Raw genomic sequence first — 23,502 nt, 5'->3', positions numbered from 1 at the left:
TCAGGGCCTTGGACGCCCGGACCTTCCACCTCGCACCCAGCCCTCGTCACTGGAACTGCTGCCCGGGTGGAACCGACTACTGCGCACCCTTCACAGGAGCCCGGGACGGCCGGTAGCCGGGTGAGTCTGGAGGTCGTGGTGGATGGCCTTTGCCACGCCCTCAACCGTATCCGTGCCGTAGTCCCACCCCACCTCCGGCGACTCGTCTTCAGGGACCCTGTTGTTTTCGGTGAGGACCACGAGGCCGTAGTCGTAATCATGGCCGGTGACCGCACTCATGCTGTTGACCTTCCAATCTCCGCGGTCCCAGGGGTCCTTGAGCCTGTTCCGGGAACGCTGAAGCCACCCGTTCTTGACCTGTACGGCAGCGTCCGAGGGAGCCCCGGCGGGCGTTCCCCACCGCTGATCCTTCTGCACGTCACGCATGAGGCCCAGGAGGTAGGTGCGCTCTTCGGCGTTCAGGACCGAGTTGTCTTTACCGGTGAGCAGCTCAAGCAGTTTGGCCTGGTCCCTTGCAGTGACCTGAGTCAGGCCCATGAAGCCTGCTTCGTCGAGGATGGTGTTCTTCATTCCGGCCTCGTCCAGGAAATTCTGGATATTTTCGGGGCCCACGCTGTCCCACAGGGCGTACGTCGCGTCGTTGTCCGAGCTCACGATCATCTGCCTGGCCAGGTCCTGCTCATCCTCGGACAGGTGGACGCCTCTGTCCAGGAGCAGAGCCCCCAATATTATCGGCTTGACTGTGCTCGCAGAGTCATAGTGCTTGTCCGCGCGATACGTGCAGGAGGTATGGGTGGTTCGGTCATACAGCACCACCGAGGCTCGACTGGCGCGATTTTCCAACGACTTCGCTATGTCTCGAGTGAGAGAAATTGCCAGTCCGGGGTTTTCGGACGCGCATTCAATTGGCCCGCCCTTGAGTCGCTGGGATGTGAATTTTATGTTCCGTGTCCCATCGGAGACGGTCGCCGAGGAAGCAGGGGCGACGACCGACCGTGTCTCATGGGAGACGGTTGCCGTGGGAGCAGGAGCGACGGCCGAAATGGAGGCCGCGACGACAACTACCCCTAAAGTCACCCTTGAAGCTATCTCACTGAGTTCCAATTCTCTCCCTCTCTGTGCTTTCCGGCCCACCAGTGTGGACACGGAAGTAGCCCCGGCCCGATTTGATCCGCAGCACGGTTCGGCAAGTATCGGTTTGGCAATTCGGTGTAGCTCGGCGCCTGCGGACTGACATTACAAGCTTGGGATGGGCCTGGCCTGCCGAGTAAGCCGATAGGCCTACCGGTGCCTCTCCACGGCAGCCGATGAGGTGAAAGCAGGTCCTCCAATTGGGCCCTCTTCGCTGGATTATGCAACCGGCGAGGCTGAGGCTTTCTACTCACTGACCCACTACGCGACTGACCGGCCTGGTGCCTGCCCGTGCTCGAGGTAAATGGGCGCTACGTCTTCGCTTGCCCGTGCCGCTGCGAGGATGCTTAACGCCAAACGGGGGATTGTGCGCTCGTGGACTGCAGCCCGTCGACGTCGGCTCGCTGTACGCCAGGCCGCCGGCCCGACGTGAGGCCGTAGGATCCTGCCGCCATCAATGATCATTCGATAGTGCTGGGAGATCAGTCATGTCCAACCACCGTCTCAGCCGCCGGGGGCTCCTGGCCGGTACGGCCGGAGCGGCGCTCGTCACCGCCACAGCCGGCACGAGCCGGGCCGCCGCAGCAGAGGTTCCGCCGCCGGACCCGCAATGGGCCAGACCGCCGCACCAGGTTGAGGCAGAAATGTTGGTGGATTACCTGCGGACGCTCCCCTGGAGCGAGCAGGCGACGGTGAACCGCTACAAGACGGCAGGCGAGTTCCCGGACGAGAACTCCTCGGCCAAGTGGGGCGCGGCCGGGCACCCCGAGCAGTTCTCCGTATTCGCGCAATGCTCGTCGTTCCTCACGATGGTCCTCGAGCGCACCTACGGCGCGGACTCGGCGTACGGATGGGCGACGAAGGAGTACTTCAGCCAGTACTTCCACACCGAGCCCGGCAAGCTCTTCCCCACTGCGGAGAAGTTCCGGACGGGCTTCGCGAACTCGGTGGACATACCGCACTTCACCGGGGTCACCAAGCCGGTCAACCTGCGCCCGGGCGATCTGGTGGCCTTCGACTACGCCCCCGAGAACACCACGGAGCCGTACACCGGTCACATCGTGATGGTGAAGGAGCGCAAGGGAACCTGGGCGTCCTCCGTGGACAGCCAGGTGGGCAGCAATGTCGTCCCGTACGTCTTCGAGATCGTCGACTGCACCAGCAATCCGCACGGCAACCCGGCCGCCTCCGATTCCGCCGAGGCGATCTACCGCGCCTTCCCGGACACCCGGATCGAAGAGCACGTGGGCGCGACGCCGGAGTGGACCGAGCACAATGGTGCCGGCTACGGCCACATCGTGTTCTACGCGGACGCGACCACCAAGCTCTTCGCCGGCTACCGATGGGGCGTCAACTCGTCCACGGCCCACACCGTGGCCGAACGCCCCATTGCCGCTGCGCGCGTCTACCCTCGCTGACCAGCTGAATGGCCGCGCGGCCGCCCCGACGGCCTGACGCCCGCCAGTGCCATGAGCCCGATCGTCATGCGGACTGCGAAGGCCCCCGGCCGTGATCGGCTGAGGGCCTTCGCACCTGCGGTATTCCATGGGCCACCGCTTCGCTGAGTGGCATGTCAGGCCCAGGCCTCGAGGAGGTCCTCCGGCGTGAGGCTGAGGACACCTTCGGCAGTGCAGCCGCTACGGGCGACGGCAAGAAGAGGGGTGTCGTCGTCGGCGCCGGGGAGTTGGGAGCGGTGGGTGATCAGGCGGGAGAGGTCGCGATGGTCGAAGGGTTTGTTCTCCAGCCACTTGATCGATCCGGCGAAGCTGATCCTCTTGGCGATGGGGGCGCGGTCGGCGCCGATGAGGTCGATTTCCGGGTCGTTGGTGCGGGTCCAGTAACCGCCCACAGCGTTGGTGCCTTCGGGGAGCCGGTCGTCGGCCAGGCGCAAGAGGGCTTCGCGGATGACGGGTTCGATGGCCCGGCCCCGCCAGGATGTCCAGCTGGCGCGGATGGTGTCGAGGACGCGGTCGCCGCGGCCCCGTTCGACTGCGGGAATGCCGGGGCCGATGAAAGAGAGCCAGAAGCGCATGTAGGGGTCATCGACGCGGTAGCGGGTCTCGCGGCTGGGCTTGGTGGACAGAGGCAGGTCGGCGGCGACCATGCGGCGGGTGGTGAGCAGTTCCAGCGAGCGTTTCACGGAGCCGGGGTTGAGGTCGCCGGCGGCCCGGCCGATCAGCGTGAAGGTGCGTTCGCCGTGGCCGATGGCCCCGAGGACGGTGCGGGCCTGCGCTTCGGTGGGGAACTCGGCGGCGAGGGTGCGCTCGCCACTGACGAGCAGGGCTGAGGTGGGCCTGCGCAGGGCCTGCCGAAGGTATTCCCAAAGATCCGCACCATGCGGCCATTCCTCCAGGATCAGCGGCAGTCCGCCGGAGATGAGGTACGCGTCGAAGGCGTCGGCCGGCGGCAGGTCGAGCATGGCGGAGACATCGCGCGGGGTGAGCGGGGGGACGACCATTTCGGTGCCGCGCTGATAGAAGGGTCGCCCGTAGGTGTTGAGCTTTTCCATCATGGCGATGTCGGAGCCGATGAGGATGAGCAGTACGGGCAGCTTGGACAGCGTCCGGTCGAAGGCCTTTTGCAGAGCGCCCTCGAAGCTGGGGTCCTCTCGTACGAGGTAGGGCATCTCGTCGAGAACGACGACGCTGGGTACATCGGTGGGCAGAACTGAGGCGAGCAGGCTCAGGGCCGCATCCCAGGACTGCGGGGCGGCGAAGTCCGCGAAGCGGTCGGCGTCCGGGAGGCTGGAGGCGGCCGCCTCGGCGGCGAAGCCCGCCAGGTCCTCCTCCCTGGAGCCGACGGCGGCGAAGAAGACGTGCGGAAGTCCGGCACGCTCCAGGAACTCCTCCACCAGCCGGGATTTGCCGACTCGGCGGCGCCCGCGGATCAGCACCGCACGCCCCGGCCGTCCGCCGCGCCCGCCGGTCTTCACGGGATGCAGGAGGTCGTCCAAGTGGCCGAGCTCGGTTCGGCGTCCGATAAATCCGTTCATGGCGTACCGCCTCGCACAGGGCACTCAAGAAAGTTTCTTCAATGATACTTTCATTTGCGCAAGCATCCTAGGTTTCCGCTGTGCGTCGAGGGCCGGTGACCTCGATGAGGGCGGTCGTTGCTGCGGCGGTGGCGGGGCTGGGAGGCATGTCAGCCGGGCTGATGAGGCTGACCCGTCGGGGGGTGTGCCGGCGGAGCCCGATGGTGGTGACCTGAGGGTCGCGGGCGGCCAACTTGAACTCGTCGCGGATTCGGACGTCATTGCCCAGCCCTGCCTTTACGCCGTGACGATGAACATTTACGCGCACGTCGTGCAGGAGACGCAGCGCGAGGCGGTGAGTCACCTGGATCGGATGCTCAAGCGGCGGCCGGTCGTCAATGACTGCCCCGGTTGATGTCAGAAGTGGATGTCAAAGGCCCCCAGCCATGATCGGCTGGGGGCCTTTGTGCTGGTGGGCGCGGACGGTTTCGAACCGCCGACATCTGCTTTGTAAGAGCAGCGCTCTACCCCTGAGCTACGCACCCGTGGATGAGGGAACAGCGTACATGGCGCAGGGGGTCGCCCTGCAAACCTGTTCCCCTCGTCGCCCCCTCCTCCTGGGTACCCGGGGGGGCTACCCCCACCCCCGAGACGGTGGTCGCCCGGATCGTTCCCCCACCTGCGAACTCCTACCTTGGGGGCACATCGGCAGAACTTCTCTGCCGAACTACCTGGGGGAACGATCACCGTGGCCGCACTCCGCACCCGCACCCATCGCACCAGCCGTACTCGCACTCGCGCGCTCGTCGCCGCCGCCAGCGTCGCCCTTGCCGCGGGCGCCCTCACCGGGTGTGGCAGTGCCGATGCCGGAGACGCCCCCGTCCAGAGCAAGTCGTTCCCCCTCGCCGGGAAGGCCCTCACCATCGACTCCGACGACTCCGCCATCGAGCTCGTGACCGCCGACGTCAAAGAGGTGCAGGTGACCCGGCAGGTCGACGGTTGGGTGTTCATGGGGAACGGGCCCGAGGCCACCTGGAAGATGAAGGACGGGACGCTGACCCTGCGGGTGAAGTGTGATGCCGTGGCCAGCGACTGCGAGGCGCGGCACACCGTCAAGGTGCCGCGCGGGGTTGCCGTGACCGTGGAGGACGACAACGGGAGCGTCACCGCCAGTGGGTTCGACACCGCGCTGAAGATCCGGTCCGACAATGGCGGGGTGACCGTGCGGGACTCCAGCGGGCCGCTCCGGGTCGACAGTGACAACGGGGCCGTCGTCACCGAGCGCGTCAGCTCCAAGACCGTGAGCGTCCGGTCGGACAACGGGTCCGTGCGGCTCGGGCTCGTCGCCGTGCCCGATCGGGTGGAGACCGTCAGTGACAACGGCGGGATCACCATCGAGCTGCCGGGCGCGGGGGCTCCGTACGCCGTGACGGCCAAGAGCGACAACGGCGGAGTGGACGTCGGCGTGCCGACCGACGACAGCAGCTCTCACGTCGTCAAGGCCCGCAGTGACAACGGCAAAGTCACTGTGCGAAGCGCGAACTAACAGGCCCGTGTGTTCGTCATTACCTGGTGGGAGAATGAACCGGGCAGGGCGACACGGCACGGGAGAGGGATGTGACGGCGACACACGCGCGGCCTCATGCAAGAGGGCAGGCGAGTGCCGTCCGGGATGTCCTCGCGCTGATGCTGCTCCCTGTGCCGTTGATCGTGGCTGCGCTGCCGGGCGCGTTCGCCGGCGGGGGGACTCGGCGCTGGTTCGGCGGGCGCGGGGAGAGTCAGCGGGCCGATGCGCAGGCCGCGAAGGACGCCGCCGCCGCTGCCTTCTACGAGCTGGACACCGCCCAGCGCGATCTGCGGATCTCGATCGAGACGATCTCGGCGGTGGACAGTTCGCCGGGGGCGCGCCGGGCCGTGGACGAATTTGCCGCGCTGGGGCGGCGGATCGACGAGGTGAGCCATCGGTACATCACCGCCGTCGACGCGCACGACCTCGACCGGGACGGCCTCGAAGCCTCCGTCGCCGCGCATGCGCGGGGTGAGCTCACCAGCGCCAAGGACGAGCTCGTACGGGTCAAGGGGGACCTCGACCGGTTTGCGCAGGGGCTCGGGCCGCTGCTCGACAAAGCGGAGACGCAGCTCGCCCGGCTCGCTCCCGCCGTGGAGCGGGCGAGAGGGGCGCTCCTTTCCGCGAGCAATGCTCTCGATTCGGCGCGGGGCTCCGGTTTGCGAGCGGACGATCTCGCGGCTCGCCTCGCCGCCCTCGCCCCCGAGCTGACCCTGCTCAATCAGGGCGCCGGGCGGCACGGCGTGGCCGAGACCCTCCAGCGCGCCGACCGCGTGCTGCGCGACGCCGAAGCCGTACGGGCCGAGGCCGAGCGGCTGCCCGAGCGCGCCGCCGAGACCGACAAGCGCCTGGTGTCCCTCCGTACACGCGCGGAGGCCCTCACCAACCGCGCCGGATCCGTCGAGCCCGTCCTGAGCGAGCTGCGGCGGCGCTTCTCCGCCGCCTGCTGGCAGGATCTGCAGCCCGTCCCCGAGCAGGCGGCGATCAGCGTCCGCCAGGCCGAGGAGAAGCTCCGGGAGGCGGCCAAGGCGCGCGACGAGCAGCGGTGGGCGGATGCGACGGCCCTGCTCAGTACGGTACGGGCGCTGCTGAACGCCACCGATGAGGCGGTCTCCGCGGCCGGTGACCGGCTGCGGCGGCTCAATGCCGTGGCCAAGGATCCGCAGCAGGAGATCGACCGGACCCGGTTCGCCATCCGCGACGCGCAGCGCCTCGCCATGGCCGGGCGCAACACCCCGGATCCGCGTCATGCGCGGCCGCTGGACGACTCGGTGGCCCGGCTGGAGCGGGCCGTCGCCGGGCTCGAGGGCCGGCACCCCGACTACTGGCACTTCCTGATGGAGACCGAGGCGGTACGGCGCGCGGTCGCGCGCGTGGTCGAGCAGATCCGCGAGGAGCGCGGCGCGGGCGGCACCGCCGGCGCCTGAGACCCCGCGCCGCCTGGCACCCTGCTCCCGGGACACTCGGCCCTCCGCGCGGGCCTGAGGCTTCCCGCCGCCGGGCACCCCGGCACGCGGCCCCCGCGCGGCGCGCCCTGCCCGGCCATTCCGGACGCCCTCCCTGGTTGTCCGGCCGCGCCCTCGGGCGGATCCTTGGGGGTACGAGTACGTACAAAGGGAGCCCAGACATGGCAACACACGTACCGCACCCCGAAACCACCCGCCGCATCCGGCTCGACGAACATCTCCCCGTCGATCATCGCCTCAGCCAGGTCTACCGCGTGGGCGCAGGTCTGATGGGTCTTGTGCTGCTCGCCTTCGGCATTCTGGGACTGATCAACAAGATCGGCTTCTTCGACATCAGCGGTGACACCGTCGCGGGGCTCAACACCAACGGCGCACTGAGCGTCCTCTCCATCTGCGTAGGGGCGCTGCTCTTCGTCGGGATGATCATCGGCGGCAACTTCGCCTCGACCGTGAACATGATCCTCGGCGTCGCCTTCATCCTCAGCGGCTTCCTCAATCTCGCCCTGCTGGAGACCGACTACAACTTCCTCGCCTTCCACATCCAGAACGTGCTGTTCAGCTTTGTGGTGGGCGTGATGCTGATGTTCTTCGGGATGTACGGGAGGGTCAGCGCGACGCTGCCGCACGACAACCCGTACTGGAAGGCCCGCCACCCCGACCAGGCGGACCAGGAGCAGCGCGCCCAGCAGCGCGAACGGGGTGAGGTGCTACGAAAGGGAGCAGGCGAGTAGAGGCCGGCACGAGCAACACCGGCTACGCCGCCTACGCGGGCCGCGGGGTGCACGGGGCCGCCGTGGAGGCTCTCGCCCGCCGGATTTTCGACGGCACCTACGCCGAGGGCGACCCGCTCGATCTGCCGCAGCTGATGGCCGAGCTGGACGTCAGCCAGGCCGTGCTGCGCGAAGCGATCAAGGTGCTGACGACGAAGGGCCTCATCGACGCCCGCCGGCGGCGCGGCACGTTCGTACGGCCACGGGACGACTGGAACCTCCTGGACACCGACGTACTGCGCTGGACGCTCGCCGCCGGTGCATCGGCCGAGTTCTTCGCGGACATGCTGGAGCTGCGCCGCTCCATCGAACCGGCCGCCGCCTCACTCGCCGCCGAGCACCGCGGCGAACAGGACCTCGCGGCGCTCGACGCGGCGCTCGACGCGATGCGGGCGGCAGGGGACGATCCGGTGCTCGGCGTGCGCTCGGACGCGTCGTTCCACACCGCCCTGCTGGCCGCCTCACGCAACCGGTTCTTCGCGCAGATGCGCCGGGTGATCATCCCGGTGCTCATCGAGCGCGACCGGCGCGTGCACCTGGCGGGGACGCCGGAGGATCCGGTCGGCGTGCACGCGGCGGTCGTGGAGCGGGTACGGGAAGGGGACGTGGACGGCGCGTACATGGCCACGCTCGAACTGCTCGACCTCGCGATGCGTGAGCACCCGTAGCGCGACCACCTGCAAAGCGCCGCCGGTAGAGCGCCACCCGCCAACCGCCGCGCTGCCGATAACCTGAGGCCATGCCTCGTTACGAATACCGCTGCCGCAGCTGCGCCGACACCTTCGAAGTGAACCGGCCGATGGCCCAGTCCTCCGACCCGGCGAGCTGCCCGGCCGGCCACGAGGACACCGTCAAGCTGCTCTCGGCCGTCGCCGTCGGCGGTACGAAGTCCGCGCCCGCGCCCGGTGCAGGAAGCGGCGGCGGTGGCGGGGGTTGCTGCGGCGGCGGCTGCTGCGGCTGAGGCGGCTTCGCCCCGCCGCCCCTACCGCCCGGCGGCAAGGCTCAACCGGCGCAGGATCTCCTCGCCCGCAACGACACCCGTCTCACCGAGCACCTCGACGTTCGGGGCGATCCAGCCGCTGTCGGCGAGCTCTCCGTGGCCCGGCCGCCAGGCGCGGTCCGCGGCGAGCAGCAGATCGGCGTCGAGGAGGGAGTCCCCGGCGGCGAGGATCTGTGTGGCATCCGTACGGCGGGCGATTTCGCGGACCGCCGCGCTCTTGGTGAGCGGCTGGGGCACGGCGTAGATCTTGCGGCCCTGGAGCGAGACGGTCCAGCCGCGGCCCTCCGCCCACTCGGCGAGCTCCTTGACCCAGCCCTCTGGCAGCAGGCTGCGCTCGACGACGAGATACGCGAAGAGGCCTTCGGCGATCCGCTCCTTGAGCAACCAGGCGGGGTCGGCGGCTGCGAGGAGGTGGTCGCGTACTTCGGCGAGCGAGGCGCACTCGTCGGCGAGGCGGGCGGCGACCTGCCGCTGCCATTCGGGGTCGGACACGCCGTCGACGAGGAGGTGCCCGCCGTTGGCGCAGATCGCGAACTCGGGGACGGGGCCCGGGAGATGGATGCGGTGGTACTGCTCGCGGGTGCGGGTGGTGGTCGGCACGAAGACGGTGTCGGCGGCGAGCTGGGTCAGCAGCCCGGCCGCGGTCTCCGTGAGATACGACAGTGGCTTGTGTTCGTACACCTCGACGCAGAGCAGGCGGGGTGCTTCCGCGTCCGGCATGGGGAGCTGGAGGGCGGGGGCGGAGTAGATGAGGGTGCGGTCGAGGTCGCTGGCGACGAGCGTCTTCCTCTGCGCTGCGGTGCTCACAGGGCCGACACCGCCTTGCCGTCCGCGCCGGTCGCGCCGCGGGTGTACTGGGGGTGGATCAACCCGACGCAGGTGTACGGAAGTCCGTCGACCTCCTCGACCGGTACGCCGCGCTGCTCGGCCAGCAGCCGTACATGGTCCAGGTCGGCGCCCGCGCCGCGCTTGGCGAGGATCTTCCAGGGGACGCGGCGCAGCAGTACGCGCGTCGTCTCGCCCACGCCCGGCTTGACCAGGTTCACATCGTGGATGCCGTACTCCTCGCTGATCCGCTCCACGGCGGCCCAGCCTTCCCAGGTGGGCGCGCGGTCCGCCGACAGAAGCTCCTTGACATCGGCGTCGACGGCGGCCGCGACCTCGTCGAAGCGGGCGGCGACCGTGTCCAGGAAGTGTTCCGAGACATCGCTGCCGGCGAGCTCGCGGTAGAACTTCGCGCCGTGGAAGTCGTTCGGGCCGACCAGGTCGGCGCGGAGCACCGTACGCGATATCAGGCCGGAGACCGTGGAGTTGAGGCAGGCGGAGGGGATGAGGAAGTCCTCGCGGGTGCCGTAGGTGCGGACACAGCCGCCGGGGTCGGCCAGGACGGCGATCTCGGGGTTGAAGCCCTCGAACTCGGCAAGCGCGTCGGCCAGTTCGCGGGTGATCGCACCCTTGCCGGTCCAGCCGTCGACGAACACGACGTCGGCCGGGTCGTGGTGCTGCTGGAGCCAGCGCAGGGCGTTGGTGTCGATGCCGCGGCCGCGGACGATGGACACGGCGTAGTGCGGCAGGTCCAGGCCGTGCCGGTGCTGGGCCCAGCGGCGCATCAGCACGCCGATGGGGGTGCCGGCGCGGGCCAGCGATACGAGTACGGGACGCGGCTCGTGGAGGTCCCTCCCAGGCCGACGGCGCTGGGGGAGCTCGGCGATGACGGTCTCGGTGACGGTTCCGACGGCGCGGGCGATACGGGCAGCGGAGGTCTCCAGCGCGGCCTTGAACAGCGCCTGGTACTGGGCGCTGGGCTGGTACTCGACGGGCAGCGACTCGGCGTAGTGCGCGCCGCTCTGTATGGCCTCCTCGCGCTCCTCCGTCGGGGCCTCCAGCTCGGTCTCGGACAGATCCTGGAGCAGCCAGCCCACCTCGTCCGCCGCGTAGGAGGAGAACTCGGGGCCGCGGAGGGGCTCGGGCAGCATGGCAGCTCTTTCGGATACGTATTCGGGTACGTAGCTGGGGACATAGCTGGGGACATAGCTCGGCACGACGGCCAGCACGACGTGCGGGGTGTGCGCGGCAAGCTGGGCCAGCAGGCCGTCGGGGGCGTGCAGTTGGGGGGTGTCGGCGGCCGAGTCGACGACGGCTACGACGGCGTCGAAGCCGGCGCCGGCGACGTTGTAGGCGTACCGCTCGCCGGGGCCGTCGGCGGGGTTGTCGTGGGCCGGGAAGACGAGGCGGCTGCGTATGGCATAGCCGGGGTCGTCGACGGCGAGGACGGGCGAGCGGGTGGTGGTGGAGTACCGCACGTCGGCGTCGATGACCTGCTCAAGGGCGGTCCCGAGCCGGAGAGGCGCGTACATCAGCTCCTCGAACCCGAGCACGAGGACGCGACGCGAGCGGCCTGTGGCCGCATCGCCGAGCGCGTCGGCGATGCGCGCGGCCATGCCCGGCAGGGCGGGCTCCAGCTGCTCCCGGTGCCGGGGCGTAAACCCATGCCGTCCCCCGTCGGGCACCCCACGGGGCCACCCGAGCTCGACGCGCTCGGCGCGGCGGGGGGTGGCTTGCGCGGCGGCCTGTCCCGCGGCGCCCGGCGGCGAACCCGCCGCCCCGCCGACCGCCTCATGCTCCGCCACCAGCGCCTGGCCCTTCTCCAGCACGCCCTCCGGGAGCCGTAGCGTGCCCGACGCGAGTGCCACCAGGTCCACCCGCGCGCCCAGTTCCCGCGCGAGGACCGACAGACGGTCGCGGTCGTCGTCCGAGCGCATGTCGACCAGCGCCACGATCACGTACCGGTCGCGCGGGTACCGCTCGTGCAGGTCGCGGATCGTGTTGAGCACGGTGTTGCCCGTCGAGAACTCGTCGTCCACCAGCACCAGCGGGCCGTCCCCGGCCAGCAGCCGCGGGTCCTCCGGCAGCAGCAGGTGTGACGTCGCGTGCGAGTGGGACTCCTCGAAGCCGCCGGCCCGTTCCACGCCCTCGACCGGACGGCGTGTGGAGTGCAGATACGGCGCGAGGCCCAATCCGTCCGCCACCGAGTGGCCAAGGCCCGTCGCCGTCTCGGCGTAGCCCAGGACCACCGCGCGTGACGCCGCCTCGTGGCCGAGCAGCTCCCGCACGCGCTCACCGAGCCCGTACCCCGCGCCGTACACCACCGCCGGTGACTGCGGCACATGCTTGCCCAGCACGTTCGATACGAGCAGATGCGCGCGCTTGGGATTCCGGCGCAGAGCAAGCCCCAGCAGGCCGCTCAGCGTCTCGTCTCCCACGAGCTCGACGCCGAGCCGCTCAGCGACCCACGTTCCCGACCACACCACGGTGTCTGTCTCTCTCCTCGTCATTCAGCCGAGATTCCGGCCGTGAGCAGCTCCACGAAGCCGACCTCCTCCTTGGCCACCCCGAAGACCTCCGCACGCATCAGCGTGCGCTCGGCCCAGGCCCGGTGCGGCTTCACTTCGTTCATTTTGTTCGTGTACGCGGAACGCATCACGCCTCCGCCACCCCGCTCCGGCCGCAGGATGTCCTGCGCGTCGCTGAACTCTTCGTGACTGACGACTGACAGCGCGTGCACGGGCAGTACATGCGAGGGGTGGATGCAGGTCTTGCCCTGCAGCCCGTTCGCCCGGTCCAGCCCGATCTCGCGGAGCAGGCCGTCCAGGTCGTGCTCGATGAGCGCGGTGCGCAGTTCCTCCGCCCGGCCCTCCATGAAGGGGCTTCGGCGCAGCTGGGGCTTGAACATGCGCTCCTGGAGCCGGAAGTACTCCCAGACAGGGCCGGTCACCGTGTAGCCGGTGCCGTCGGCCCGTCCCAGGACGTTCACCACGTCGGCGATGACCGCGGCGACGATCTGGACGTCGTACGCGGTCATGTCGGGCGACCGGCGCAGCCCGTACGCAGAGCAGAAGTCCGTGACGCCGAGTCGCAGCGCCAGCACCCGCTCGCGGTACTTGTTCAGCGTGCGGGCGATCCCCGCGAGGGTCTCCGTCCTCGTTTCCAGGTGGAGCAGCTCCGGAGATTCCAGCACAGGCATCGCGAAGAGCCGCTGACCGCTCGCCGATTCCGCGAAAGTGAGGGCCTCCAGAAACGGCACACCCCGCTCCTCCGTGAACTTCGGTAGTACGAATCCGGACAGTCTCCGGACCGAGGGGCCGAGCCGGTCCACCAGGCTCTGGATCTGCCCGGGCTCACGGACCCGGATGAAGAGCAGCGGCAGCTCCACGCCGCGCGAATCGAGGTCGGCAAACTGCCGGACCAGGTTGTCCTCTGCGGCGGCGACATCCGCGTCGTCGATGGAATCCTCCAGGCAGAGGACCATGGAGACGACTCCGCGGCCCACCTGCTTGAGCGCGTCGTCAGCGAGCTTCGGCCGGGTGGCCGGGCTGTAGAGGGTGGCGCCGAGCGCGGTGGCGAGCGTGCGGGCAGGAGACGCAGCAGTGAATTCGCACGGCTCCTGATGGAACAAGCTGTCGCGGACGGCAGACGAAAGATGCCCGAAGTGACGCATTTGTTTCCCCCGTACTGCCTTGGCGGCCCGACTGACGTGGCCGGTAATAGTACGTACGACTCTGTGTCAAGAGTTCCCCAAGCCCATGAATTCCAGGTAACCCGCTTGCACCATGCCCATGTCCCGGCCGGAGAACAAGGGCCCCCGCGTTGTCCGCACGGCCACTGGGAAGGCAGGATGACGCTCATGACGCACGCGATGCTGAAGGGCTCGAACGTCCCTCTCGATGCCACGGCCGTACGGGCCGTGCTGCGCTGGACCCCGGGCGCCGGGGTCCCCGATGTGGACGCCTCCGCCCTGTTGCTCGGCCCCGACGGCCGCGTGCGCTCGGACGAGGACTTCGTCTTCTACAACCAGCCGCGCCACCCGTCGGGCCTGGTGCGGCGGCTGCCCAAGAAGCGTGTCGCCGAGCATCTGACGGACACGGTCGAGGCGGATCTCTCCTCACTCGACGCGTCGGTCGATCAGGTGGTGCTCGCCGCGTCCTCGGACGGCGACACCTTCCAGCATGTACGGGATCTGCGGATATTGCTCTACGACGCGGCCCTGGCCGACAGCGAGCCGCTGACCGTCTTCGATGTGAAGCCGGAAACGGGCGAGGAGACGGCGATCATCTGCGGTGAGCTGTACCGGCGCGGGGAGGGCTGGAAGTTCCGCGCGGTGGGGCAGGGCTACCCGACCGGTCTGGTGGGTCTGGCCACGGAGTTCGGCATCTCGGTGGACGAGGCGGAGGCGGCCGCGGAACCGTCGCCCCAGCCCCAGCCCGAGCCGACCGCGCCCACGGCGCAGCCGGCGTACGGATACCCCCAGCCCGCGACCCAGCCGGCCGCGTCCCCGGCTGCCTACGGATACCCGCAGCCCGCGGCGACCCAACCCGCCGCGGCATCGGCCTACGGCTACCCCCAGCCCGCCGCGGCGGCGGCGTATGCCCCCGACCCGAACTTCCAGCTGCCCCCGATGGGCCCCCAGTTCGTACGGCCGTAGGCGCAGCTAGACACGGTTCTTGTACCCGCGTCCCCACTGCAGGCCCCACCCGTACAACCGGTCCAGCTCCGCCTGGAAGCCGTATACGAACTTCACCTCACGGCGCACGACCAGCTCGCCCTTCACGTTCTCCATGGAGAACACGGCACAGGAGCGGGCCTGCGGCGCGCGTTCGTCGAGCTCTATCTCGACCCGCGGGCCGTTGCTCGGGTAGAGCGTCACATGCGCGTGCGTACGGTCGAAGGCCGGCGTCTGGTCGTAGATGTAGGCGAAGAACAGCAGCCGCCTGATCGACTCGCGGTGGTCGAGATTGACGTAGATCGTCTCGCCGGAGGGGGAGCCGAACCGGTCGTCGCCGCTGAGCTTCACATACGGCGGCTCGTTGATGCTGCCGAAGAAGCTGCCCAGCGGCTGCACCACGCCCTTGCTGCCGTCCATCAGCTCATACAGGCAGCCGAGGTCGAGGTCCACATTGACCACACCTTGGGTGTGCGCCTGGACCACATCGGGCTGGAAGAGCTTGAAGGGGTGCCGCAGCAGCCTGCCGCTCTGTTTGGACCTGCCCTCGATGTCGGACGTACGCATCCGCCAGGAGAGGTTGACGCGCAGATTGCCGGTGGCCGCGCCCTGTTTGGTGAGCGAGACCGTCGGGTGCCGTTTGGTCAGCTCGATGGAGTTCGTCGCGGCGCTGCCCGAGTCGAACTGCGGTGCCCTGCCCCGCCACAGGCTGTCCCAGAAAGCCATGCCCCACCCCTACATACATCGGTGAACCCCGCAGTGAACCCCGCGGGGCGGCACCGAGGCCGTGCCTCGGAACCGCCCCGCTCAGAGCGTTCCTCAATCCCCGCAGGGTCACACCTTCGCGGAGTCACCCTGTGGTTCGATCGATTTCGCCTGGGCCGCCGCGATGGCCCTGTTGCGCCGCACCGACGACCAGAACGACCAGGCGATCAGCACGACGCCGACCAGACCGGTGATGATCTCGCTGATCTGGTACTGGATGGTGACGAGGAGGATCACCGCGAGCGCGCCGATCGCGTAGTGCGCGCCGTGCTCCAGGTAGACGTAGTCGTCCAGGGTGCCCTGGCGGACCAGGTAGACCGTGAGCGACCGCACGTACATGGCGCCGATGCCGAGGCCGAGCGCCATCAGCACGATGTCGTTGGTGATGGCGAAGGCGCCGATGACACCGTCGAACGAGAACGAGGCGTCCAGGACCTCGAGGTACAGGAACATGAAGAACGCGGCCTTGCCGACCAGCTGGGTCGCGGAAACCTTCTTGCCGCTCTTCTTGGCCTCTTCCTCGGCCTCGTGCTCGCGCTCCTCCTCTTCCTCGATCCTGTTCTCGAAGAAGCCGGAGAGACCACCGACGACCAGATACGTGATCAGGCCCGCGACGCCGGAGAGCAGCACCGTCGCCGCCTTGTCGGCGTGCCCGGCGTGCTGGTGCGCCTGGGTCGCGAAGGTCATCGCGCTGACAAGCAGCACGATGAGCGCGATGCAGACCGACAGCATGTCGATCTTGCCGAGCTTGGCCAGCGGCCGCTCCAGCCAGCCGAGCCACTTGATGTCACGGTCCTCGAAGATGAAGTCGAGGAAGATCATCAGCAGGAACATGCCACCGAACGCGGCGATCGACGGGTGAGCGTCGGTGACCAGTTGCTCGTAGCGCTCAGCGTCGTTGAACGCGAGGTCGACCGCCTCGATGGGGCCGATCTTGGCGCTGATGGCAACGATCACGACGGGGAAGACCAGTCGCATGCCGAACACGGCGATGAGCACACCGATCGTGAGGAAGATCTTCTGCCAGAAGGCACTCATCTTCTTCAGGATTCCGGCGTTGACCACCGCGTTGTCGAAGGACAGCGAGATCTCGAGGACGGACAGGATCGCAACGATGCCGAACGCGGTCCACCCGCCGAACAAGACTGCTGCGACCAAGCCGAGCGCGGTGACCGCGAACGACCAGCCGAAGGTTTTCAGAACCACTGGTACCCAATCGTGTAATGGGGGTGCCCCCGGACGGAGTCTGGGAGAGGGCCTCCCCTCGCGCCGTACGCGGCTTTACGAAACATTGACCCCGAAGTCTAGAGCGATGCCTCGCAGCCCCGACGCGTACCCCTGCCCCACCGCTCGGAATTTCCATTCGCCGCCATAGCGGTAGAGCTCGCCGAAGATCATTGCGGTCTCGGTCGAGGCGTCCTCGCTCAGGTCGTAGCGCGCGAGCTCCTGGCCGTCCGCCTGGTTCACCACCCGGATGAAGGCATTGCTGACCTGGCCGAACGTCTGGCCGCGGTTGTCCGCCTCATGAATGGAGACCGGGAAGGTGATCTTGTCGACATTGGCCGGCACCTTGGAGAGGTCCACCAGCAGCGACTCGTCGTCCCCCTCCCCCTCGCCCGTGAGGTTGTCACCGGTGTGCTCGACGGAGCCTTCGGGGCTCTTGAGGTTGTTGTAGAAGACGAAGTACTCGTCGCCGAGCACCCGGCCCGACTCGCACAGCAGCGCGCTGGCGTCGAGGTCGAAGGGCGCTCCGGTGGTGGAGCGCGCGTCCCAGCCGAGTCCGACCAGCACCTGTATGAGGTTCGGTGCGGCCTTGGAGAGGGAGACATTGCCTCCCTTGGCGAGCGTGACGCCCATGTTCTTGGTCCTCCCCGGATGGCGGTGATGGTGAGACAGGCACATCCGGCGCCGCACGGAGAATGTGCGGCGCCGGAAGCGGAAATGCTGCTGGTGCTGCTGGCTCAGACGTTCACGCCGAAGTCCTGCGCGATGCCGCGCAGGCCCGAGGCATAACCCTGGCCGATGGCTCGGAACTTCCACTCCGGGCCATTGCGGTAGAGCTCGCCGAAGACCATCGCGGTCTCGGTCGAGGCGTCCTCGCTCAGGTCGTAGCGCGCGAGCTCGGCGCCGCCGGCCTGGTTGACGACGCGAATGAACGCGTTGCGTACCTGGCCGAACGACTGCTGGCGGCTCTCGGCCTCGTAGATCGAGACCGGGAAGACGATCTTGTCGACGTCGGCCGGGACCGAGGCGAGGTTGACCTTGATCTGCTCGTCGTCGCCCTCGCCCTCACCCGTGAGGTTGTCACCGGTGTGCTCGACGGAGCCGTCGGCGCTCTTGAGGTTGTTGAAGAAGACGAAGTTGCCGTCGGTGGCGACCTTGCCCTCGGCATTGGTCAGCAGGGCGCTGGCGTCGAGGTCGAAGTCGGTGCCGGTGGTGGTCCTGACGTCCCAGCCCAGGCCCACGATGACCGCGGTCAGGTTGGGCGCGGCCTTGGTCAGCGAGACGTTGCCGCCCTTGCTGAGGCTGACTCCCACGAGTCCCTCCAGGTGTTGTCAGGGGCAGCGCCCCCGTCGTGCGTTCGATGTCGGATCAACGAATGGATCCTAGTGACCGGTTCCCACTCAAACAGCCTTTAGTGCAGGGATCGCCCGAAGAATCAGAGGGTGTCCAGCGCCTTGACGTAGTCGTTCAGGTCGCGGGCGTCCGGCAGGCCGTTGACGACCGTCCAGCGGACGACGCCCTCCTTGTCGATGATGAAGGTTCCGCGCACCGCGCATCCCTTCTCCTCGTCGAAGACGCCGTACGCGCGCGAGGTCTCGCCGTGCGGCCAGAAGTCCGAGAGCAGCGGATACTCCAGGCCCTCCTGCTCGGCGAAGACGCGCAGCGTGTGGATCGAGTCGGTGGAGACGGCGAGCAGCTGGGTGGCGTCGTTGACGAACGCCGGCAGCTCGTCACGTAGTGCGCACAGCTCGCCCGTGCACACGCCGGTGAAGGCGAAGGGGTAGAAGAGGAGCACCACGTTCTTCTCGCCGCGGAACTCGGCGAGGCTCACGGTGCGGCCGTGGTTGTCCCTCAGCTCGAAATCCGGGGCCTTGGTGCCGACCTCGATCGCCATAGCGTGCATCCCTTCGATTCGGACAGTCCGATCCAGTGGTCTCTCACCCTACGCAGAAGGCCCCCGCCGACCTACGTCGGTGGGGGCCACGGGCCTGCTGCTGCGGCTCAGCGCTTCGACTTCGCCGCCTTGGGAGTCACCAGCCTGCTGCCGGTCCAGTCCTTGCCGGCGTTGATGCTCTTGGTCTGGGAGAGTCCCGCGGTCTGTGCGGCCTCGTTGATGTCGCTGGGTTCGACGTACCCGTCACGGCCGGTCTTGGGCGTCAACAGCCAGACGGCTCCGCCCTCGTCGATCAGACCGATGGCGTCAACCAGTGCGTCCGTAAGGTCGCCGTCCTCGTCCCGGAACCACAGCAACACGACGTCTGCGACGTCGTCGTAGTCCTCGTCGACGATTTCCTGGCCCGTCACGGCCTCGATGCCCTCACGGAGCTCCTGCTCGACGTCGTCGTCGTAGCCGATCTCCTGGACCACCTGTCCGGGCTCGAACCCCAGCCTTGCGGCTGGGTTGGTCCGCTCCTCCGCGTGGTCCGCGGTCGCGCTCACGGCTTGCCTCCTGATCGTTTTCGGAAAATGCTGCGGCCTCGCGCGTACGCGTGGCATTGGCCGTAGTCCACACGGGCGGGACGGATCGCGCAAGTACCCGGCCGTCCAGACCGCCGAAACGGTGACGTTTGCGGCCGTCTCGACGCAACTCCAGGCACGCTCGACGCCCTTTCCTGATTCATGGGACACCATTCGGCCGCCTTTGCGGCATTCTGCCCCTTCGGTGTACCAATCGGAACCGAACATTGAAACGAAACGCATTGCCGAGTTGGGCGTAAGGTTGCGATTTGACCCGACCCGGAACAGCGGTGCGGGCCGTATGTCTCGGAGAACGAGGGTTACCCCTCGGTAGAGATGACGTTTGCCTTCCCGCGGTACACGATGGGAGGCGGCGCGACACCGAGTAGACATCCCGTACGTCCCGTAGACGCACAACCCATCGAACAGCGAAGGAATAGCGTGGCTTCCGGATCCGATCGCAACCCGATCATCATTGGCGGCCTTCCCAGCCAGGTCCCGGACTTCGATCCTGAAGAGACCCAGGAGTGGCTGGACTCCCTCGACGCCGCCGTCGACGAGCGGGGCCGGGAGCGCGCCCGCTACCTGATGCTCCGACTGATCGAGCGGGCCCGCGAGAAGCGCGTGGCCGTGCCCGAGATGCGCAGCACGGACTACATCAACACTATCGCCACCAAGGACGAGCCGTTCTTCCCCGGCAACGAGGAGATCGAGCGCAAGATCCTCAACGCGACCCGCTGGAACGCCGCGGTGATGGTCTCCCGCGCGCAGCGCCCGGGCATCGGCGTCGGCGGGCACATCGCCACGTTCGCCTCCTCCGCCTCCCTCTACGACGTGGGCTTCAACCACTTCTTCCGCGGCAAGGACCAGGGCGACGGCGGCGACCAGATCTTCTTCCAGGGGCACGCCTCCCCCGGCATCTACGCCCGTGCCTTCCTGCTCGACCGCCTCAGCGAGGCCCGGCTCGACGCCTTCCGCCAGGAGAAGTCGAAGGCCCCCGACGGTCTGTCCAGCTACCCGCACCCGCGGCTGATGCCGGACTTCTGGGAGTTCCCGACCGTCTCCATGGGCCTTGGCCCCCTCGGCGCGATCTACCAGGCCCGGATGAACCGCTACATGGAGGCGCGCGGCATCGCCGACACCTCCCAGTCGCACGTCTGGGCCTACCTCGGCGACGGCGAGATGGACGAGCCCGAGTCGCTCGGACAGCTCTCCATCGCCGCCCGCGAGAGCCTGGACAACCTGACCTTCGTCGTCAACTGCAACCTGCAGCGCCTCGACGGCCCGGTCCGCGGCAACGGCAAGATCATCCAGGAGCTGGAGTCGCAGTTCCGCGGCGCCGGCTGGAATGTCATCAAGCTGGTCTGGGACCGCTCCTGGGACCCGCTGCTCGCGCAGGACCGCGACGGCGTGCTGGTCAACAAGCTGAACACGACGCCCGACGGCCAGTTCCAGACGTACGCCACCGAGACCGGCGCGTACATCCGCGGGCACTTCTTCGGCGACGACCACCGGCTGCGCGCCATGGTCGAGAACATGACCGACGACCAGATCCTGCACCTGGGCCGCGGCGGCCACGACCACAAGAAGGTCTACGCGGCGTACGCGGCGGCCAAGGCCCACAAGGGCCAGCCGACCGTGATCCTCGCCCAGACCGTCAAGGGCTGGACGCTCGGCCCGAACTTCGAGGGCCGCAACGCGACCCACCAGATGAAGAAGCTGACGGTCGACGACCTCAAGCGCTTCCGGGACAGGCTGCACATCCCCATCACCGACAAGCAGCTCGAGGACGGCGCGCCGCCGTACTACCACCCGGGCCGCGACTCGGAGGAGATCCAGTACATGCACGACCGCCGCAAGGCGCTGGGCGGGTATGTCCCGACCCGGGTCGTGCGGTCCAAGCCGCTGGTCCTGCCCGAGGACAAGACGTACGCGGCGGTCAAGAAGGGCTCCGGCCAGCAGTCGATCGCCACCACCATGGCGTTCGTACGGCTGCTCAAGGACCTCATGCGGGACAAGGAGATCGGCAAGCGCTTCGTACTGATCGCGCCGGACGAGTACCGCACCTTCGGAATGGACTCGTTCTTCCCGAGCGCCAAGATCTACAACCCGCTGGGCCAGCAGTACGAAGCGGTGGACCGCGACCTGCTGCTCGCCTACAAGGAGTCGCCGACCGGGCAGATGCTGCACGACGGCATCTCCGAGGCGGGCTGCACGGCATCGCTGATCGCGGCCGGTTCTGCGTACGCCACGCACGGCGAGCCGCTGATCCCGGTGTACGTCTTCTACTCGATGTTCGGTTTCCAGCGCACCGGCGATCAGTTCTGGCAGATGGCCGACCAGCTCGCACGCGGTTTTGTGCTGGGTGCGACCGCGGGACGCACGACCCTGACCGGTGAGGGTCTGCAGCACGCGGACGGCCACTCGCAGCTGCTCGCCTCGACGAACCCGGGCTGTGTCGCGTACGACCCGGCCTTCGGCTTCGAGATCGCGCACATCGTCCAGGACGGTCTGCGCAGGATGTACGGCCCGGACGCCGAGGACGTCTTCTACTACCTCACCGTCTACAACGAGCCGATCCAGCACCCGGCCGAGCCGGCCGACGTGGACGCCGAGGGCATCCTCAAGGGCATCTACCGCTACCAGGCGGGCGAGGCAGGCACGATCCCCGCGCAGATCATGGCGTCCGGTGTGGCCGTGCCGTGGGCGGTCGAGGCGCAGCGGATCCTCGCCGAGGAGTGGAATGTGCGCGCCGATGTGTGGTCGGCGACGTCCTGGAACGAGCTGCGGCGCGAGGCCGTCGACGTGGAGCGGTACAACCTGCTCCACCCGGAGGAGGAGCAGCGCGTCCCGTATGTGACGCGGAAGCTGTCCGGCTCCGAGGGCCCGTTTGTCGCGGTCTCGGACTGGATGCGCTCGGTCCCGGACCAGATCTCGCGCTGGGTGCCCGGCACGTACCAGTCGCTGGGCGCGGACGGCTTCGGCTTCGCCGACACGCGTGGCGCCGCCCGTCGCTACTTCCACATCGACGCGCAGTCGATCGTGCTCGCGGTGCTCACGGAGCTGGCGCGGGAGGGCAAGGTCGACCGCTCGGTGCTGAAGCAGGCGGTGGACCGCTACCAGCTGCTGGACGTGGCTGCGGCGGACCCCGGCGCGGCCGGCGGCGACGCGTAGTTTCATGACGCTGTGAAGGGCGGCGGGACCCAGGTGGGTCCCGCCGCCCTTCGGCTTCCTTACGATGCGTGGCATGACGATGCGTGGCATGAAGCAGCGAACGGCGCAGGTCCGGTGGGAACAGCGCATGCAGAAGCCCCTGCTGGCGCTCGCCGTGGCGTTCGGCGTCGCGTACGCCGTGCCGATCGTCGCGCCCGACGCGGGCCGCTGGGTGCACACCGTCTGCACGGTCACCGAATGGGTGGTGTGGGGCGCGTTCGCCTTCGACTACCTCGTACGGCTGACGCTGGCGCCGGGCAAGCGGCTGTTCGTACGCAGCCATCCGCTGGACCTGATCGCGGTGGTGCTGCCGCTGGTGCAGCCGCTGCGGCTGCTGCGGGTCGTCTCCACACTGCTGCTGGTGGGCCGGCGGGCCAGGATGGCGCCGCAGATCACGCTGACGACGTATGTCGGGGGCGCGGTGGTGGGGCTGATGATGTTCGGCTCGCTGGCCGTGCTGCATGTGGAGCGGGACGCGCCGGGCGGGAACATCAAGACGCTGGGTGACGCGGTGTGGTGGTCGTTCACGACGATGACGACGGTCGGATACGGCGATCACGCGCCGACGACCGGACTCGGGCGGGTGCTCGCGGTCGGGCTGATGCTCTCGGGGATCGCGCTGCTCGGTGTCGTCACCGCCAATATCGCGGCGTGGTTCATCTCCCGCTTCGAGCGCGACGACGCGGAGGAGCGCCGGCAGACGGCGCTCCTCGAAGCGCTCATGCAGGAGGTCAAGGACCTGCGGGCGGAGGTCGGGCGGCTGTCGGGAGCGGTCGCCGGGGCCGCCGCTCCCGTACCGGCGCCGGGCCCTGTGCCCGAGCAGCCCGTCGGCTAGCTCTCCCCTGCTTCTCCCCCAGCTTCTCCCGTGGCTCTCCCTAGCTCTCCCAGATCTTGAACGCCCTTACCCCGTACGGCGATTGGGGCACCCAGGTGCCGCCGCCCGGGTAGGTGTCGAACTCACCCGTTTCCTCGCACTCCGCCGACTGGTACGTGGTGACGGGCCGCCCGGTCCGGTTGGCGAGCGCCTGTGCGGTGGTGCCCGGCGGCAGCGGCACACAGCTCTCGATGTCCGTGCCGGACAGTTCATGGGCCTGGCGGGCGCCCTTGAAGTTCCCCTTCTCCCAGAGACAGAGCTCGCCCGCCGCGCACTCCCCGAGGAGGGGCTGCGCGGCGGCCGCCGTCTGCGGCGCCAGTACTGCCGCGGCCAGGACTCCGGCCATGACGATCTTGCGCATATCGGTCAACCCCCGTGTCGTACTGATCACCCGCTGATCACTTGACCGCACCCTGACCTGCGGCGGACGGGGCGGGGAAGGGGGTACGGCGCACATCACCCGGATAGGTGGCCCTGTCTCACATTCGGTGGTAACGCAGTGTGGGGCTATCCGAGGAGGATGCGGTGGCGGAGGAGGGTGAAGCCCGCTCTGCCGTACATCTG

At 68.4% G+C, this 23,502-nt stretch carries 21 protein-coding genes, 1 tRNA gene and 1 pseudogene; 10 read left to right on the top strand and 13 right to left on the bottom strand.

All coding sequences use genetic code 11. The features are described from left to right. Positions 1 to 90: 90 nt before the first annotated feature. Positions 91 to 1,104, bottom strand: a complete 1,014-nt coding sequence (locus tag ACZ3H8_RS34410) for a serine hydrolase (RefSeq protein WP_467408465.1) — start codon at positions 1,102 to 1,104, stop codon at positions 91 to 93. 515 nt (positions 1,105 to 1,619) lie between these two features. Here ACZ3H8_RS34410 and ACZ3H8_RS34405 point away from each other — a divergent pair. After that, positions 1,620 to 2,549: a hypothetical protein gene (locus tag ACZ3H8_RS34405; protein WP_467408463.1), complete on the top strand. Its 930-nt coding sequence runs from the start codon at positions 1,620 to 1,622 to the stop codon at positions 2,547 to 2,549. A gap of 155 nt (positions 2,550 to 2,704) precedes the next feature. Here ACZ3H8_RS34405 and ACZ3H8_RS34400 read toward each other — a convergent pair whose 3' ends face one another. Further along, the gene (locus tag ACZ3H8_RS34400) at positions 2,705 to 4,123 is read right to left on the bottom strand and encodes an ATP-binding protein (RefSeq protein ID WP_467408462.1); all 1,419 of its coding nucleotides are present in this window, start codon (positions 4,121 to 4,123) and stop codon (positions 2,705 to 2,707) included. Positions 4,124 to 4,403: 280 nt separating this feature from the next. Here ACZ3H8_RS34400 and ACZ3H8_RS34395 point away from each other — a divergent pair. Continuing rightward, positions 4,404 to 4,517 (top strand): annotated as a pseudogene (locus ACZ3H8_RS34395) (tyrosine-type recombinase/integrase); the annotation flags it as partial. A 55-nt stretch (positions 4,518 to 4,572) separates the two neighbouring features. Here the strand turns inward: ACZ3H8_RS34395 and ACZ3H8_RS34390 are convergent. Further along, positions 4,573 to 4,647, bottom strand: a tRNA-Val gene (locus ACZ3H8_RS34390). Between the two features lie 203 nt (positions 4,648 to 4,850). Between ACZ3H8_RS34390 and ACZ3H8_RS34385 the strand changes: the two genes are divergently transcribed. From ACZ3H8_RS34385 to ACZ3H8_RS34365, 5 genes are all read left to right on the top strand, one after another. Further along, positions 4,851 to 5,648: a DUF4097 family beta strand repeat-containing protein gene (locus ACZ3H8_RS34385; protein ID WP_467408460.1), complete on the top strand. Its 798-nt coding sequence runs from the start codon at positions 4,851 to 4,853 to the stop codon at positions 5,646 to 5,648. Positions 5,649 to 5,719: 71 nt separating this feature from the next. Beyond that, positions 5,720 to 7,096: a hypothetical protein gene (locus ACZ3H8_RS34380; protein WP_467408459.1), complete on the top strand. Its 1,377-nt coding sequence runs from the start codon at positions 5,720 to 5,722 to the stop codon at positions 7,094 to 7,096. 200 nt (positions 7,097 to 7,296) lie between these two features. Further along, a complete protein-coding gene (locus tag ACZ3H8_RS34375) occupies positions 7,297 to 7,866 on the top strand; it encodes a DUF4383 domain-containing protein (RefSeq protein ID WP_467408456.1) in 570 nt (189 codons plus the stop codon). Positions 7,867 to 7,928: 62 nt separating this feature from the next. Then, positions 7,929 to 8,573 carry a FadR/GntR family transcriptional regulator gene (locus ACZ3H8_RS34370; protein WP_467408455.1) on the top strand — a complete coding sequence of 215 codons (645 nt, stop codon included), beginning with the start codon at positions 7,929 to 7,931 and terminating at the stop codon, positions 8,571 to 8,573. A gap of 71 nt (positions 8,574 to 8,644) precedes the next feature. Beyond that, positions 8,645 to 8,866 carry an FmdB family zinc ribbon protein gene (locus tag ACZ3H8_RS34365; protein ID WP_467408452.1) on the top strand — a complete coding sequence of 74 codons (222 nt, stop codon included), beginning with the start codon at positions 8,645 to 8,647 and terminating at the stop codon, positions 8,864 to 8,866. Positions 8,867 to 8,887: 21 nt separating this feature from the next. Here the strand turns inward: ACZ3H8_RS34365 and ACZ3H8_RS34360 are convergent, their stop codons facing one another. Genes ACZ3H8_RS34360 through ACZ3H8_RS34350 form a run of 3 tightly spaced genes read right to left on the bottom strand, consistent with a single transcriptional unit; the run spans position 8,888 to position 13,403 of the window. Beyond that, positions 8,888 to 9,712: an HAD family hydrolase gene (locus ACZ3H8_RS34360; protein ID WP_467408450.1), complete on the bottom strand. Its 825-nt coding sequence runs from the start codon at positions 9,710 to 9,712 to the stop codon at positions 8,888 to 8,890. Further along, positions 9,709 to 12,240 (bottom strand): phosphoribosyltransferase, encoded by a 2,532-nt coding sequence (locus tag ACZ3H8_RS34355; RefSeq protein ID WP_467408448.1) that lies wholly within the window; start codon positions 12,238 to 12,240, stop codon positions 9,709 to 9,711. The genes ACZ3H8_RS34360 and ACZ3H8_RS34355 overlap by 4 nt, the downstream gene beginning before the upstream one ends. After that, the gene (locus ACZ3H8_RS34350) at positions 12,237 to 13,403 is read right to left on the bottom strand and encodes an HpcH/HpaI aldolase/citrate lyase family protein (protein ID WP_467408446.1); all 1,167 of its coding nucleotides are present in this window, start codon (positions 13,401 to 13,403) and stop codon (positions 12,237 to 12,239) included. The genes ACZ3H8_RS34355 and ACZ3H8_RS34350 overlap by 4 nt, the downstream gene beginning before the upstream one ends. Before the next feature lie 177 nt (positions 13,404 to 13,580). On the opposite strand from ACZ3H8_RS34350, the gene ACZ3H8_RS34345 reads away from it, so the two are divergent. Beyond that, on the top strand, positions 13,581 to 14,387 hold the full coding sequence (locus ACZ3H8_RS34345) for a TerD family protein (RefSeq protein WP_467408444.1): 807 nt from the start codon (positions 13,581 to 13,583) through the stop codon (positions 14,385 to 14,387). A gap of 6 nt (positions 14,388 to 14,393) precedes the next feature. Here ACZ3H8_RS34345 and ACZ3H8_RS34340 read toward each other — a convergent pair whose 3' ends face one another. The 6 genes from ACZ3H8_RS34340 to ACZ3H8_RS34315 all read right to left on the bottom strand — a co-directional run bounded on the left by ACZ3H8_RS34340 (position 14,394) and on the right by ACZ3H8_RS34315 (position 18,833). Continuing rightward, entirely contained in the window at positions 14,394 to 15,131 is a 738-nt protein-coding gene (locus tag ACZ3H8_RS34340; RefSeq protein WP_398988996.1) for a Tellurium resistance, read from the bottom strand. 108 nt (positions 15,132 to 15,239) lie between these two features. Then, on the bottom strand, positions 15,240 to 16,376 hold the full coding sequence (locus tag ACZ3H8_RS34335; protein WP_467408441.1) for a DUF475 domain-containing protein: 1,137 nt from the start codon (positions 16,374 to 16,376) through the stop codon (positions 15,240 to 15,242). Between the two features lie 75 nt (positions 16,377 to 16,451). Next, positions 16,452 to 17,027, bottom strand: a complete 576-nt coding sequence (locus ACZ3H8_RS34330) for a TerD family protein (protein WP_467408439.1) — start codon at positions 17,025 to 17,027, stop codon at positions 16,452 to 16,454. 104 nt (positions 17,028 to 17,131) lie between these two features. Then, positions 17,132 to 17,707, bottom strand: a complete 576-nt coding sequence (locus tag ACZ3H8_RS34325) for a TerD family protein (RefSeq protein ID WP_467408437.1) — start codon at positions 17,705 to 17,707, stop codon at positions 17,132 to 17,134. A gap of 122 nt (positions 17,708 to 17,829) precedes the next feature. Further along, positions 17,830 to 18,288 (bottom strand): peroxiredoxin, encoded by a 459-nt coding sequence (locus ACZ3H8_RS34320; protein ID WP_467408435.1) that lies wholly within the window; start codon positions 18,286 to 18,288, stop codon positions 17,830 to 17,832. A gap of 107 nt (positions 18,289 to 18,395) precedes the next feature. After that, the gene (locus ACZ3H8_RS34315) at positions 18,396 to 18,833 is read right to left on the bottom strand and encodes a DUF3052 domain-containing protein (RefSeq protein WP_266544289.1); all 438 of its coding nucleotides are present in this window, start codon (positions 18,831 to 18,833) and stop codon (positions 18,396 to 18,398) included. A gap of 459 nt (positions 18,834 to 19,292) precedes the next feature. Between ACZ3H8_RS34315 and aceE the strand changes: the two genes are divergently transcribed. Both aceE and ACZ3H8_RS34305 read left to right on the top strand, forming a co-directional pair. Beyond that, a complete protein-coding gene (gene aceE / locus ACZ3H8_RS34310) occupies positions 19,293 to 22,025 on the top strand; it encodes a pyruvate dehydrogenase (acetyl-transferring), homodimeric type (RefSeq protein WP_467408432.1) in 2,733 nt (910 codons plus the stop codon). 88 nt (positions 22,026 to 22,113) lie between these two features. Beyond that, positions 22,114 to 22,899, top strand: a complete 786-nt coding sequence (locus ACZ3H8_RS34305; protein ID WP_467408431.1) for a potassium channel family protein — start codon at positions 22,114 to 22,116, stop codon at positions 22,897 to 22,899. A 40-nt stretch (positions 22,900 to 22,939) separates the two neighbouring features. On the opposite strand, the gene ACZ3H8_RS34300 is transcribed toward ACZ3H8_RS34305, so the two are convergent. Further along, positions 22,940 to 23,299: a peptidase inhibitor family I36 protein gene (locus ACZ3H8_RS34300; protein WP_467408428.1), complete on the bottom strand. Its 360-nt coding sequence runs from the start codon at positions 23,297 to 23,299 to the stop codon at positions 22,940 to 22,942. Positions 23,300 to 23,502 lie beyond the last annotated feature (203 nt).

This window comes from Streptomyces sp. NPDC002868, from assembly GCF_055563295.1.
This window is presented reverse-complemented; position numbering and strand designations above follow the sequence as displayed.

What these genes read in the sequence shown, in the direction of transcription:
- ACZ3H8_RS34405 (WP_467408463.1), top strand. Translation starts at nt 1,620, where the DNA reads ATGTCCAACCACCGTCTCAGCCGCCGGGGGCTCCTGGCCGGTACGGCC.
- ACZ3H8_RS34400 (WP_467408462.1), bottom strand. Translation starts at nt 4,123, where the DNA reads ATGAACGGATTTATCGGACGCCGAACCGAGCTCGGCCACTTGGACGAC.
- ACZ3H8_RS34375 (WP_467408456.1), top strand. Translation starts at nt 7,297, where the DNA reads ATGGCAACACACGTACCGCACCCCGAAACCACCCGCCGCATCCGGCTC.
- ACZ3H8_RS34365 (WP_467408452.1), top strand. Translation starts at nt 8,645, where the DNA reads ATGCCTCGTTACGAATACCGCTGCCGCAGCTGCGCCGACACCTTCGAA.
- ACZ3H8_RS34355 (WP_467408448.1), bottom strand. Translation starts at nt 12,240, where the DNA reads ATGACGAGGAGAGAGACAGACACCGTGGTGTGGTCGGGAACGTGGGTC.
- ACZ3H8_RS34350 (WP_467408446.1), bottom strand. Translation starts at nt 13,403, where the DNA reads ATGCGTCACTTCGGGCATCTTTCGTCTGCCGTCCGCGACAGCTTGTTC.
- ACZ3H8_RS34345 (WP_467408444.1), top strand. Translation starts at nt 13,581, where the DNA reads ATGACGCTCATGACGCACGCGATGCTGAAGGGCTCGAACGTCCCTCTC.
- ACZ3H8_RS34340 (WP_398988996.1), bottom strand. Translation starts at nt 15,131, where the DNA reads ATGGCTTTCTGGGACAGCCTGTGGCGGGGCAGGGCACCGCAGTTCGAC.
- ACZ3H8_RS34330 (WP_467408439.1), bottom strand. Translation starts at nt 17,027, where the DNA reads ATGGGCGTCACGCTCGCCAAGGGAGGCAATGTCTCCCTCTCCAAGGCC.
- ACZ3H8_RS34320 (WP_467408435.1), bottom strand. Translation starts at nt 18,288, where the DNA reads ATGGCGATCGAGGTCGGCACCAAGGCCCCGGATTTCGAGCTGAGGGAC.
- ACZ3H8_RS34305 (WP_467408431.1), top strand. Translation starts at nt 22,114, where the DNA reads ATGAAGCAGCGAACGGCGCAGGTCCGGTGGGAACAGCGCATGCAGAAG.
- ACZ3H8_RS34300 (WP_467408428.1), bottom strand. Translation starts at nt 23,299, where the DNA reads ATGCGCAAGATCGTCATGGCCGGAGTCCTGGCCGCGGCAGTACTGGCG.